Raw genomic sequence first — 13,431 nt, 5'->3', positions numbered from 1 at the left:
GCTACGTCGCGATGGTCAGGTCGACGGCGCGGCATTCTGCCGCAGCCGTCAGCTCAGCGGCGCGAGCAGATCGTCGATGTCGCACTCGGACAGCCCGGCCGCGCCGGCGCTGCCCTCGGCGAAGATCGCCTCGGCCAGCTTCTTCTTCTTGCGCTGCAGCCGGAGCATGCGCTCCTCGACCGACCCGGCCGCGATCATGCTGAACGCGAACACCGGCTTCTTCTGGCCGATCCGGTAGGCGCGATCGGTGGCCTGGGCCTGGACCGCCGGGTTCCACCACGGGTCGTAGTGGATGACGGTGTCGGCGGAGGTGAGGTTGAGCCCGGCGCCGCCGGCCTTGAGGCTGATCAGGAACACGTCGGCGCGGCCCTTCTCGAACGCGTCGATCGGCTTCTGGCGATCGGGCGTCGCGCCGGTCAGCGTGACGTGGCCGATGCCGTGGCCGAGCAGGCCCTCGCTGATCAGCGCCAGCATGCGCGCGAACTGCGAGAACACCAGGATCCGGTGGCCGGCGCCGAGCTGCTGCTCGATCAGGTCGAGCAGCATGACGTACTTGGCCGAGTCGGTGACGCCGCGCGCGGCCTCGACCCCGACCAGGCGCGGATCGCAGCACACCTGGCGCAGCTTGAGCAGCGCGTCGAGGATCGCGATCTGCGAGCCGCCGATGCCGCGCTCGCGGATCTGCTGGCGGACCTCGGCGTGGGCGGCCATGCGCAGGCCCTCGTACAGCTCGCGCTGCGTGCCGGTGAGGTCGACCGAGCGCACGATCTCGGTCTTGGGCGGCAGCTCCTTGGCGACGTTCTCCTTGGTCCGGCGCATCAGGTACGGCCGCACCCGCTCGCGCAGCGCGTCGAGGCGGCGGGTCTCGCCGTGGATCTCGATCGGCACGCGGAAGCTGGTCTTGAACTGCTCGGCGGTGCCGAGCATGCCGGGGTTGACCAGATCGAACAGCGCCCACAGCTCGCCGAGGTGGTTCTCGATCGGCGTGCCCGACAGCGCCAGGCGATTGTCGGCGGTCAGGCTGCGGATCGCCTCGTGGGCCAGGCCGTCGGGGTTCTTGACCGCGTGGGCCTCGTCGAGCACGACGGTGTGGAAGCGGTGCGCGGCCAGCACGTCGCGATCGCGCCACACCAGCGGGTAGGTGGTGATCGCGACGTCGTGCTTGGCGAGCTCGGCCAGGCGCTCGTGGCGCGCGGCGCCGTGCAGCGGCACCACCGTCAGGCCCGGCGCGAACTTCGCGAACTCGCGCTGCCAGTTGCCGACCAGGCTCGTGAGCGTGACGATCAGCACCGGCCGATCGAGCCGCCCCGCCTCCTTCTCGAGCAGCACGTGGGCGATCGTCTGGAGCGTCTTGCCCAGGCCCATGTCGTCGGCGAGGATGCCGCCGGTCGCGCACGCGCGCAGGTGCTGCAGCCAGCGCACGCCGTCCTCCTGGTAGCCGCGCAGGGTCGCGACCAGGCCGGCGGCGATCACCGGCGCGGTCGCGCGCGGGCCCAGGGCCAGATCGTAGCCGCGATCGCGGACCGAGGTGTCGCCGGCCCAGCGCACCGGGCGGCCGGTGTCGTGGAGCGCCGCGCCCAGCTCGGCCAGCGCGGTCGCCCGGGTCAGCGGCGCGCCCAGCTTGCCGTCCTTGTCGCGGTACATCTCGCGCAGCACCGCGAGCAAGATCCGGAGCCGCTCGGGGGGCACCGGCAGGTACTTCTTGTCGCCGACCGGCACCGCGATGCAGCGCCGCGGCGTGCGCGCGAGCTGGTCGAGGCTCGAGGCGCTGTCGAGGATGCTGAGCAAGGCCGGCAGCAGGTCGACGCGGTGGCCGTCGACGTCGATGCCCAGCTCGAGGCTGAACCAGTCGGGGCGCTGCTCGTCGGCGTCGACGGTCGCGGCCAGGGCCACGTCCTCGGCCACGGTCTGCCACGGGTAGTCGGCGGCGACCTCGACCCGCCAGCCCAGCGTGCGCAGCTGCGGCAGCGCGTAGGCGGTGAAGCCGCACAGCGCGTGGACGTCGCGATCGAGCCGGACCGCGTAGTCGACCGCGCCGGCGTCACAGTCGTCGAGGCACGACAGATCGATCGCGCCCAGGCCCTCGAGCACGCGGCGGGCGCCGACCTCGGCCGCGCCGTCGCGGCGGATCCGCGGGGTGGCGGCGGCGCGGGTGCCGGCGCGGACCGAGATCCCGTCGTACTCGAACGCCAGGCGGATCGCGGCGATCTCGTGCTCGTCGCCGTCGATCCACACCGTGGCCACGCCCAGGTGGGCGACCGGCACACACACCTGCGCTGGCGCGCTGGCTGGCTGGATCCCGGTCATCATCAGCGGTGGCGACATGCCCAACATCCGGTAACAGGCCCTGATCGCCAGGACAACAAAACCGCGGCGCCGCGACACTGATCAGATGGATCGTGGTGATCCGGACGCGGTACGATCACGCGCCGGCTTGCGTCGGCGTCGCCGATGCGCATCACCGCCGCCCTGCTCCTGTCCGCGACCGCGCTGGCGTGCACCGAGCCGCCGTCGCTGGGCGAGCGCGGCGCCGCCGCGACCGTCAGCGACTTCGAGACCACGTCGTGCTCGACCGCCGTGGTGCTCGAGCTGTCGCGGCAGATCGCCGGCGAGGTCGGGTGCATGGTGCCGGGCCAGCTGGTCGCGTTCCCCGAGGGCAACGGCCTGGTCTTCACCGGCGGCGCGATCCTGCCCTACGCCAGCGAGGTCGGCCGCGCCGATCTGCTCGCGGCGGTCGCGGCCGGCGGCGGCGCCGAGCTGCAGCTGACCTCGGCTTACCGCACGGTCGCGCAGCAGTACCTGCTCTACCGCTGGTACCAGCTCGGGCGCTGCGGCATCCCGGTCGCGGCCGCGCCCGGCGGCTCGAACCACGAGAGCGGGCGCGCGATCGACGTCGGCAACTTCGCCGCGTGGATCACGATCCTGGGCGATCACGGCTGGGCCCACGACGTGCCCGGCGACGACGTCCACTTCGATCACCTGGCGTCGCCGGATCTGCGCGGCACCGACGTGCTGGCGTTCCAGCGGCTGTGGAACCGCAACCGGCCGGCCACGCCGATCGACGAGGACGGCGACTACGGCCCGATGACCGCGATGGCGCTGGCGATGGCGCCGGCCGAGGGCTTCGCGCTCGGGCCGAGCTGCGCGACCGAGGCGCTCGCGGTCGAGGTCCTGTCGATCGCCGGCGCGCGCACCGTCGCCAGCGGCGCCACGTTCACGGTCGAGGTCACCGTGCGCAACGCCGGCACCGTGACCTGGCCGGCCGACACCGCGCTGGTCACCGCCGAGCCGCTCGGCCGCGCCAGCGACCTGACCGCGCCGAGCTGGCTCGGGCCCGATCGGATCGCGCTGGCCGAGGCCGCGACCCCGCCCGGCGCCACCCGGCAGTTCACCTTCGACGCGATCGCGCCGGTGGTCGAGTCCGACACCGAGCTGACCGAGGCGTTCACGCTGGCGATCGGCGCCGACCACGCCGGCGCGCTGGCGCTGGTCGTGACCGTCACCGCCGACGGCGGCGGCTGCTGCTCGACCGGCGGCCGCGGCGACGGCTGGGTGCTGCCGGCGCTGGCCGGGGCGCTGGGCCTGCGCCGTCGGCGCCGGCGATGATCGATGACCGATGCTGAGAGGTTGCTGATCGCGAGATCGCGTGATCGCGGGATCGCGGGATCGCTCGCCGATCGATCGCTCGATCGCTGATCAGAGATCGGCCCGCAGCGTCAGCACCTGGCTAGTGCGCTGACCGAAGTAGTCGCTGTCGAGCCGCCCGAGCTGGTAACGCAGGGCCAGCGGCGCGCGGAACAGCACCACGCGCACGGTCACCGCCGCGCCGTAGGTGAGGTCGGCGCCGCTGGCGTAGGAGACCGCGGCGCCGAACAGCTCGAGGTCGAGCTGACGCAGGAACGACGCCGGCAGGAACGCCAGGTGGGCCCACCCGCGATCGAGGATCAGCGGGTAGCGCAGATCGACCTCGCCGATCAGCGCGCGCGCCTCGCTGCGCTCGATGGTCTCGAGGCCGCGGACCCGCTCGACCGGCGCGATCGCGCCCGGCAGCGCCTCCGCCGGCACCGTGGTCTGCGCCGGGTCGATCCACAGCACGGTGCCCGGCGCGGTGCCGCCGACGAGCAGCTCGCCGACCCGGCCGAGCAGGCGCCGCGCGCGCACGGCCGCGTGCAGGGTCAAGCGATCGCTCACCGGCACCGGCACGACCGCGGTCGCGCGCCCGCCGATCATGATCGGCCGGGTCGGGCCGTCGACCGCGTCGCCCGGCAGCTCGGCGAACACCGTCGCGTCAGCGGCGACCGACCAGCCGCGTCGGGCGCCGCCGTAGAGCGTGCCCTCGAACGCGCCGTAGCCAGCCGCGAGCTGCGCGCCGCGCAGCGTGCGATCCAGCGGACCCGCGCGCCGGCGCTCGGCCAGCGCCGCGGCCTGGACCCAGCTCGCGCCGCGCCACGACCGGCCGACGGTCAGCGCGCCGGCATCGACCGCCTCGGCCTGCACCACCGGCACGCCGTCGCCGAACTCGCCGATCTGCACGCGGTAGCGCTGGCGCGCGGCGGTCGCGAGCACCTGCCACGGCGCCAGGCTGGCGTCGAGCACGGTCACGTCGCCGCTGACCTGGTGGGTGTCGCCGTCGACGTAGAGCGCCCCGCCCCAGCGCAGGTAGCCCAGGCGATCGCCACCGCCCAGCGCCACGCCCCACGCGGTCGAGGCCTCGGTCGCGAACACCGTCGGCACGCGCAGGCGCGGCACCAACAGGCCGTCGAGCCGCGAGTACGCGCGATCGGACCGCACGGTCACCGCCGGCGGGGCCGCGACCTCGGCCGACGGCGGCGTCGCCGTCGACGGCGGCGCCAGCGGCGGCGCCAGCGCCGGCGGCAGCGCGACCTCGTCGAGGGTCGCGCGCCAGCCGGCCCGGGCCTGGAACCGCAGGCGATCGCCGACCACGCGCGGCTCGAGCGCGCCGTAGGGCGCGTCGGTGACGATCGCGCGGGCGCCGACGCCGCTCGCCACCGCGACCTGGAACCGACCGTCGATCGCGTCGAGGAACACCACCCGACCGTCGGGCGTGAACGCCGCGTCGTAGACCGGCCCGCCGGCGCTGCCGGTGAAGCTCGCCAGGCGCGCGCCGCTGGCCGCGTCGAGCAACCAGATCGCGTACTGGCCGCCGTCCCAGACGCTGACCGCGAGCTGCCGTCCGTCCAAGCTGACCGCCACCCGCAGCGCGTACTGCCCGGGCAGCGCGCTCCAGACCACGCGCCGCGCGCGGGTCGCGAGGTCGTAGGCGACGAGGCTCCAGCGATCGCCGTCGGACGCCAGCGCGTAGTAGGTCGCGCCGTCGGGCGCGATCCCGCCGCCCGAGCCCAGGTCGCGCGCGACCTCCTCGAGCCGACCGCTGCCGACCCGCAGGCGCAAGAGCCGCGTGGTCTGGAAGGTCGCGCCCAGATCGAGCGCGGTCAGGTACAGGGTCTGGCCGTCGGCGGTGAAGCCCAGGCCGGTGGTCAACAGCGCGCCGGCGATCGCCAGGGTCCGGCCGGGCAGCACGCCGGTGAGCGCGAGCTCGTCGACCACCCGACCGTCCGGGTTCCGGACCACCAGCCGGGTCGGCCGATCGACGTCCTCATCGACGATCGCGGTGGTGCCGTCGGCGGCCCAGGCCCAGCGCGCGTCGGTGCCGAGCGCGCGCACGATCCGCTGCGCGGCCGGCCGCGATCGCCGCGGGTAGCGCCGGGCCACCCAGCCGCGGAACTCGGTGAACAGCTCGTCGACGCCCTTGCCGTAGACCTCGTCGAAGCGACCGTCGAGGCCGAGCACGATCGACGCCGAGCTCGCCTGCTCACCGATCAGCCGCCACAGCGCGTCGTCGCCGTAGGTCTCGGCCAGCCAGCCGACGAAGATCGTCCCGACGAGGTAGTGGTGCCCCGGCGTCGCCAGGCGCCCGTACTCCGACAGCGACCCCGGGGTCAGCCCGGCGCCGCCGGCGTAGGCGGCGTGGAACATGCTGGTGAACACCGGCCAGCGCGGCCGCCCGACCCCGGGCAGGAGCTTGGCCTCGTAGACGGTCGCGAGCCCCTCGAGGAACCACGGATCGAACCCGCCCTGGGGCGTCGCGACGTCGCCGAAGACGTCGTCGAGCACGCGCCACAGCCCGGCGATCTGCCGGACGTGGACGTAGTGGGTCAGCTCGTGGCAGCCGGTCATGCCCGGATCCGGCGGCAGCCCGAACTCGGTGACGAAGTCGAGCGTGTCGCCGGTCGGGATCACCGCGACGTCCTCGATGCCGATCGCCGGCGGGAACACGTAGGCGTTGTTGAACGGCGCCTCGGGCAGGACCACGCGCAGCTTGCGCCGCGTCAGCTCGTTGGCGATCGGCGCGGCGGCGTCGAGCACGCCCGCGCACTGCTCGAGCCGCGCCGCCACCCGCTCGGCCTCGGCCCGCCGCGGCGCCGGGTAGTACAGCACCAGCCGCGCGGTCTCCATCCGGCGCATGTCGTCGCGCACCACCGCCGTCTGCACGTCGTCGGGGAACCGCGGCAGCACCGTCGCGCACCCGACGAGCGCGACCACGGCGAGGGCGAGGCGGCACGACACGCGCGCCGACGATACGTCAGGGCACGCGTCCCGACGGGCGTCAGGACCGATCTTGAAGTAGTTCTGCCGATGCAATATCTGGTGGCTTGCATACATACATGTGTGAGGGCGACACTGCGGCAATGAGGGTCTATTGTGGCGCTAGCCTTGTCCTGATCTCGAGTCTCCTGGTCGGTGGCTGTGGCAACGACGAGCCCAGCGCACCTGGGCTCGCGTCGACCGAGCAGGAGGTCGTCGTCGGCGCCTTCAGCGCGCGCTTCGACGACACGCTGCGCGGCGGCGGCGTGGTCGCCCAGGGCGCCAGCATGGCCGGCCGCGCCGACGCGACCGCCAACGCCAGCGCGCCCATCACGATCGCCGGCATCCCGGCCGGCTCGACGGTGCAGCGCGCGCTGCTCTACTGGTCGATCTCGGGCGGGGTCGACACCACGGCCACCATCAACGCCACCGCGGTCACGGGCGCGCTGCTGCTCACCGCCGGCGACACCTGCTGGGGTCCCACCAACAGCACGTTCCGCGCCGACGTCACGGCGCAGGTGACCGGCAACGGGACCTACACCATCGCCGGCCTGCCGTCGTCGACCAACGCCGCCGCGGCCGACACCGACGGCGTCGCGCTCGTCGTCACCTACCAGAACCCGGCGTCGGGCAATCGCCGCCGCGTGATGATCCGCGACGGCGCGATCAGCACCCAGGGCGACGTCGCGACCGACACGTTCCCCGGCGTCGCGGCCCCCCTCGCCAGCGCGGGCCAGTTCCACATGGTGGTCGGCGACGGCCAGACCGCGGGCGGCACCGTGGTCTTCAACGGCCCCACCCTCGCCACGGGCCAGTTCGGCGGATCTGACGGCTCGCTCTGGGACACCAACACCTACCCGGTCACGATCCCCGCGGGCCTCATGAGCGCAGCCTGGACCGCGACCGATCCCACCGACTGCATGCTCTACGTGGCCGGCGTCCTCGACTGGAACGTCGCGACCTGCGGCGACGGCGTCCGCACCGGCGGCGAGGCCTGCGATCAGGGCAACACCACCAACGGCGACGGCTGCTCGTCGACCTGCGACGTCGAGCCGGGCTGGACCTGCACCGCGGCCAACCCCAGCGTCTGCACGCCGATCTGCGGCGACGGCATCATCGCCGGCGGCGAGACCTGCGATCAGGGCGGCGGCAACACCACCAACGGCGACGGCTGCTCGGCGACCTGCCAGGTCGAGACCGGCTGGACCTGCGCCGGCTCACCCAGCGTCTGCACCACCACCTGCGGTGACGGCATCCGCGCCGGCGCCGAGCAGTGCGACCAGGGCAACACCACCAACGGCGACGGCTGCTCCGCGACCTGCCAGATCGAGCCCGGCTGGACCTGCGCCGGGTCCCCCAGCGTCTGCACCACCACCTGCGGCGACGGCATCCGCGCCGGCGCCGAGCAGTGCGATCAGGGCAACACCACCAACGGCGACGGCTGCTCCGCGACCTGCCAGATCGAGCCCGGCTGGACCTGCATGGGCAACACCCCCTCGGTCTGCACCACCACCTGCGGCGATGGCGTCCGCGCCGGCGCCGAGGCCTGCGACGACGGCGACACCACCAGCGGCGACGGTTGCTCCGCGACCTGCGCGATCGAACCCGGCTGGACCTGCGTCGGCACCACCCCTCGGTCTGCACCACCACCTGCGGCGATGGCGTCCGCGCCGGCGCCGAGGCCTGCGACGACGGCGACACCACCAGCGGCGACGGTTGCTCCGCGACCTGCGCGATCGAACCCGGCTGGACCTGCGTCGGCACCACCCCCTCGGTCTGCACCACCACCTGCGGCGACGGCGTCCGCGCCGGCGCCGAGGCCTGCGACGACGGCGGCACCACCAGCGGCGACGGTTGCTCCGCCACCTGCGCGATCGAACCCGGCTGGACCTGCACCGGCGTCACACCGTCGGTGTGCTCGACCACCTGCGGCGACGGCGTCCGCGCCGGCGCCGAGGCCTGCGACGACGGCGACACCACCAGCGGCGACGGCTGCTCCGCGACCTGCGCGATCGAACCTGGCTGGACCTGCACCGGCGTCACACCGTCGGTGTGCTCGACCACCTGCGGCGACGGCGTCCGCGCCGGCGCCGAGGCCTGCGACGACGGCGGCACCACCCGGGCGACGGCTGCTCCGCCACCTGCACGGTCGAACCCGGCTGGACCTGCATGGGCACCACCCCGTCGGTCTGCTCGACCACCTGCGGCGACGGCATCATCGCCGGGGCCGAGGCCTGCGACGACGGCAACCCCGCCAGCGGCGACGGCTGCAGCGCCACCTGCGCGATCGAACCAGGCTGGACCTGCACCGGCGCGCCCAGCGCGTGCGTGACCACTTGCGGCGACGGCATCCCGGCGGGCGCCGAGACCTGCGACGACGGCAACACCACCGCCGGCGACGGCTGCGGCGCGACCTGCGCCACCGAGCCCGGCTGGACCTGCACCGGCGCGCCCAGCGCCTGCACCACCAGCTGCGGCGACGGCGTGGTCGCCGGCGCCGAGACCTGCGACGATGGCAACACCACCGCCGGCGACGGCTGCGACGCGACCTGCGCCACCGAGCCCGGCTGGACCTGCACCGGCGCCCCGAGCGCCTGCACGACGACGTGCGGTGACGGCGTGGTCGCCGGCGCCGAGGCCTGCGACGACGGCAACACCACCGCCGACGACGGCTGCTCGACCACCTGCGCCATCGAGCCGGGCTGGTCGTGCACCGGTGCGCCCAGCGCGTGCTCGCCCAACTGTGGCGACGGCATGGTCGACGGCGCCGAGACCTGCGACGACGGCAACACCACCGCCGACGACGGCTGCTCGCCGACCTGCCAGGAGGAGCCGGGCTGGACCTGCGACGCCGCGATGCCGAGCGTGTGCACCGAGGACTGCGGCAACGGCGCCCTCGACGACAACGAGGCCTGCGACGACGGCAACATCGCCGCCGACGACGGCTGCTCGCCGACCTGCGCGGTCGAGGTCGGCTGGATGTGCACCGGCGACCCGAGCGTGTGCGGACCGATCTGCGGCGACAGCATGATCATCGGCGGCGAGGCGTGCGACGACGGCAACACCGCGCCGCTCGACGGCTGCGGCGCGACCTGCGCGATCGAGGATCACTGGACCTGCCCCACGCCGGGCCAGCCGTGCGAGCCCGACGTCAGCATCGCCGGCGGCTGCTCGGCGGGCGGCGGCGGTGGCGGGCTGCCGCTCGCCGCGGGCCTGCTGCTGCTCGGGATCGTGGTCCGGCGCCGCCGCGGCGCGGCCACCCTCGCGGTGCTGCTCGCGCTGGCGTCGACCGCGGCGCCGGCCGCGGCCCAGGTCACCGGCTCGTCGGCCTACTCGGCCGAGCGGTTCCGGCTGGCGATGGATCGCGACGGCGTGCTCGGCGCCGAGGCGGCCCGGGCGCCCGGCCACCTCGTCCTCGACATCGGCCTGTGGCTCGGCTACGCCAACGACCCCATCACGGTCCGCGACACCGATCCCGATCACACCCGCCTGGGCGCGCTGGTCAGCGGCCGCGTCGGCGGCGATCTGGTCGCGTCGGTCGGGCTCGGCTCGCGGTTCGAGCTCGGCCTGGCCGCGCCGGTGATCCTGTCGCAGTCCGAGTCGCTGGGCATGCTGTCGACCAGCACCGGCGAGCTGTCGAGCCTCGGGTTCGGCGACCTGTCGCTGACGCCCAAGGCCGCGCTCCTGCGCGGCTCGGTCGACGTCGCCGTCGCGGTGGCGGTCACGCTGCCGACCAGCGGCGGCTCCGACTACCTCGGCGAGGACGGCGTGACGGTGGCGCCGGCGCTGCTGGTCGGGCGCACCGCCGGGCCGCTGCGGCTGCTCGGCAACCTCGGCTACCGCGCCCGCAAGAGCGCGCAGATGGTCGACCTCGCGGTCGACGACGAGCTGTTCGCCCGCGCCGGCGTCGGGTACCAGATCGGCAAGGCCGACGTGATGGGCGAGCTCTCGTTCGCCACCCAGGCCAGCGACCCGTTCGCCTCCTACAACATCACCCACGCCGAGGCCCGCGCCGGCGTCGGCTACGACGTCACGCCCGGCCTGCGGCTGTTCGCGGCCACCGGCGCCGGCCTGGCCTCGGGCTTCGGCACCCCCGACTGGCGCGCGCTGGGCGGCGTCTTCTTCGGCGCCGGCCACGGCACGCCGGTCGCGCGCGAGGTCGCGAAGGTGGTCGACACCGATGGTGACGGCTTCCTCGACGACGTCGACAAGTGCGTCACCGAGCCCGAGACCGTCAACAGCTTCGAGGACGACGACGGCTGCCCCGACAACCCCGACGCCGACGGCGACGGCATCCTGGTGCCGGCCGACCAGTGTCCGGACGAGCCCGAGACCGTCAACAGCTTCGAGGACGACGACGGCTGCCCCGACGCGATCCCCGACGCCGACGGCGACGGCCTGACCGATCCCAACGACAGCTGCCCGACCGAGCCCGAGGACGTCGACGGCTTCGAGGACGACGACGGCTGCCCCGACGCCGACAACGATCAGGACACGGTCCTCGACGCCGTCGACCGGTGCCCGCTCGAGGCCGGCGTCGTCGACAACGCCGGCTGCCCCGACACCGATCGCGACGGCGACACCGTGGTCGATCGCCTCGACAACTGCCCGGACGTGCCGGGCTCGGTCAAGAACCAGGGCTGCAAGGACAAGCAGCTCGTGACGATCACCGGCGGCACGATCGACACGCTCGAGATCATCTACTTCAAGACCGACAAGGACATCATCCAGAAGCGCTCGTACAAGCTGCTCACCAACGTCGCGTCGGTGATCAGCGGCCACAGCGAGATCGTCCGGGTCACGATCGAGGGCCACACCGACAACTTCGGCGACGACGCCTACAACAAGGACCTGTCGCAGCGCCGGGCCCAGGCCGTCGCTGACTTCCTGGTGGGCCAGGGCATCTCAGCCGATCTGCTGGTGCCGATCGGCTACGGCGAGGAGCGCCCGATCAAGGACAACAGCACCAAGAAGGGCCGGGCCCGCAACCGCCGCGTCGAGTTCAAGCTCGAGACCGGGCCGGCGCCCGCCACGCCCTGAGCCGGGTCACGCGGCGTCACGCACCGCGCTGGACCGAGGCCGCGACCTCGGCCAGCGTGGCCGGCGCGCGCGTCGCGACCAGCTCGGCGAGGATCGCGTCGAGCGTCGCGGTCTTCTCGGCCAGCGTGCGGCGCAGGTCGGGCTGGCGCGCGACCAGCTCGCCGGGGATGCCGTCCTGCTCGGCGTCGCACAGGTCGATGCCGTGCAGCTCGAGGTTGAAGAACGCCCGCCCGCGCATCGCCGCGAGGAAGCGGCGCCGCAGCCACGGCGGCGCCAGCAGCAGCGACGTGCCGATCGCCGGCACCCGCGCCCACGGCGTCACCGCGATCGGCAGCTCGACCACCGGCGCCTGGCCGCGGCACCACGGCGCCGTCATCGCCGGGCGGTAGGGATCGGTCGGGGCGATCAGCGCCCGCGGATCGGTCACGACCGCGCCGCTGGGTCGACCGAGCACCCGCAGGCCCGTCATCACCGCCAGCTTGGCCGCGTAGTAGCCGGGCGCGGGGAAGATCGACGAGTCGTAGCGGTAGCCGCGCGCCGCCAGCTCGGCCAGCATCGTCGGCGACAGGTCGTAGCCCGGCGCCCGGAAGCCGGCGATCGGCGCGCCGGTCAGCGCCCGCAGGCGCGCGTCGCACGCGCCGATCTCCTCGGCGACCTCGGCCGCCGGCGCCCGCGCCAGATCGTAGCGGTGGTGCTCGGAGTGGTTGCCGAGCTCGTCGCCGGCCGCCACGCGCGCGGCCAGGAGCGCCCGCGCCGCCGCGGCCCGGGCCGGGCCGACCGCGGCCGGGTCGAGATCCTCGCCGACGACGAACCAGGTCGCGCGCAGCCCGTGGCGCGCGAACAGCGCCGCCAGCCGCGGCAGCGCCTGGGTCAGGACCGCGTCGCGCAGCTCGTCGGGCGGCTCGCCCAGCGCGTGGATGCGGTAGTAGCAGGGGATCGGATCGAGATCGACCGAGACCGAGACCAGCGGTTCCATGGCGCCGGTCGCCGCCGCTACGGCTCGCCGCCGAACCGGATGACCCGGGTCAGCTTGACCAGGCCCCTCATCACGCCCGGCACCCGCTTGACCAGGTTGATCGCCGGCGGGCGCTTCTCCTCGATCCGCAGCGGGATCTCGATGATCGACACGTCGGCGCGGCCGGCGCGGATGACCAGCTCGGACGAGAACAGATCCTTGTCGATCACGCACGCGGCCACGATGTCCTCGAGCGCCGCGCGCCGGAACGCCTTGAGGCCGTGGGTGTCGGTGCCGTGGAAGTCGAGGGTCACGCGCAGCATGTTGTTGATGACGCGGGTCGCGACCCGGCGCAGCAGCGGCCGGCGATCCTTGGCGCCGCGCATCGCCTTCGAGCCGACCACCATGTCGCAGCCGCGCGCGCGCAGGAGCGCCAGCGCGCGCCGGTAGAAGTCGGTGTCGCACAGGTCGATCTCGTCGCAGATCACCAGCTCGCCGCGCGCCTCTTCGATGCCGCGGCGCAGCGCCTTGCCGTAGTTGGGCTCGCCCAGCGAGAAGGTGCGCACGTCGGGCAGCTCGGCGGCCAGGCCGTTGGCCAGGTCGACCGTGCGATCGCGCGAGCCGTTCTCGGCCAGGATGATCTCGACGGTCAGGTCGGGCGCGCCGAGATCCTCGCGCACCGCGGCCAGGCCCTTGCGCAGCTCGGTCACGGCCTCGCGCAGGATGCCTTCTTCGTTGTAGATCGGGATGACGATCGAGACGTCGGGGCCCGGGTCGGCCATGGGGTCGGTGTGTAGCACAGCCCCGCGGGCCGGCACTACGACGCGGGC

General features: G+C 74.0%; 6 protein-coding genes and 4 pseudogenes. 6 read left to right on the top strand and 4 right to left on the bottom strand.

Annotated elements, in window-relative coordinates; translation table 11 throughout:
* Nucleotides 1-48 precede the first annotated feature (48 nt).
* A complete protein-coding gene (locus IPL61_13790) occupies nt 49-2,325 on the bottom strand; it encodes a DEAD/DEAH box helicase (protein ID MBK9032360.1) in 2,277 nt (758 codons plus the stop codon).
* Between the two features lie 126 nt (nt 2,326-2,451).
* Here IPL61_13790 and IPL61_13785 point away from each other — a divergent pair, with 126 nt between their 5' ends.
* Entirely contained in the window at nt 2,452-3,606 is a 1,155-nt protein-coding gene (locus IPL61_13785) for a D-alanyl-D-alanine carboxypeptidase family protein (protein MBK9032359.1), read from the top strand.
* Between the two features lie 90 nt (nt 3,607-3,696).
* On the opposite strand, the gene IPL61_13780 is transcribed toward IPL61_13785, so the two are convergent.
* Nucleotides 3,697-6,588 (bottom strand): hypothetical protein, encoded by a 2,892-nt coding sequence (locus IPL61_13780; GenBank protein MBK9032358.1) that lies wholly within the window; start codon nt 6,586-6,588, stop codon nt 3,697-3,699.
* A gap of 98 nt (nt 6,589-6,686) precedes the next feature.
* Between IPL61_13780 and IPL61_13775 the strand changes: the two are divergent.
* The 5 genes and pseudogenes from IPL61_13775 to IPL61_13755 all read left to right on the top strand — a co-directional run bounded on the left by IPL61_13775 (nt 6,687) and on the right by IPL61_13755 (nt 11,646).
* A pseudogene (locus IPL61_13775) lies at nt 6,687-7,472 on the top strand (DUF3344 domain-containing protein).
* 15 nt (nt 7,473-7,487) lie between these two features.
* Nucleotides 7,488-7,931: pseudogene (locus tag IPL61_13770) on the top strand (DUF4215 domain-containing protein).
* A pseudogene (locus IPL61_13765) lies at nt 7,880-8,362 on the top strand (DUF4215 domain-containing protein). Before IPL61_13770 ends, IPL61_13765 begins: the two co-directional pseudogenes overlap by 52 nt.
* Nucleotides 8,342-8,638 (top strand): annotated as a pseudogene (locus IPL61_13760) (DUF4215 domain-containing protein). The pseudogenes IPL61_13765 and IPL61_13760 overlap by 21 nt, the downstream one beginning before the upstream one ends.
* Nucleotides 8,521-11,646: a DUF4215 domain-containing protein gene (locus IPL61_13755; GenBank protein MBK9032357.1), complete on the top strand. Its 3,126-nt coding sequence runs from the start codon at nt 8,521-8,523 to the stop codon at nt 11,644-11,646. The pseudogene IPL61_13760 and the gene IPL61_13755 overlap by 118 nt, the downstream one beginning before the upstream one ends.
* A 16-nt stretch (nt 11,647-11,662) precedes the next feature.
* On the opposite strand, the gene IPL61_13750 is transcribed toward IPL61_13755, so the two are convergent.
* Together IPL61_13750 and IPL61_13745 are read right to left on the bottom strand one after the other, a co-directional pair.
* Nucleotides 11,663-12,622, bottom strand: a complete 960-nt coding sequence (locus IPL61_13750; GenBank protein MBK9032356.1) for a polysaccharide deacetylase family protein — start codon at nt 12,620-12,622, stop codon at nt 11,663-11,665.
* Between the two features lie 17 nt (nt 12,623-12,639).
* Complete coding sequence (locus tag IPL61_13745; GenBank protein ID MBK9032355.1) at nt 12,640-13,383, bottom strand: glycosyltransferase family 2 protein; 744 nt, start codon at nt 13,381-13,383, stop codon at nt 12,640-12,642.
* Between the last annotated feature and the right edge of the window lie 48 nt (nt 13,384-13,431).

The organism is Myxococcales bacterium (genome assembly GCA_016717005.1).
GTDB lineage: Bacteria > Myxococcota_A > Polyangia > Haliangiales > Haliangiaceae > UBA2376.
Note: the sequence above shows the minus strand (reverse complement) of the source record. Positions and strands in the feature narration are given on the sequence as shown.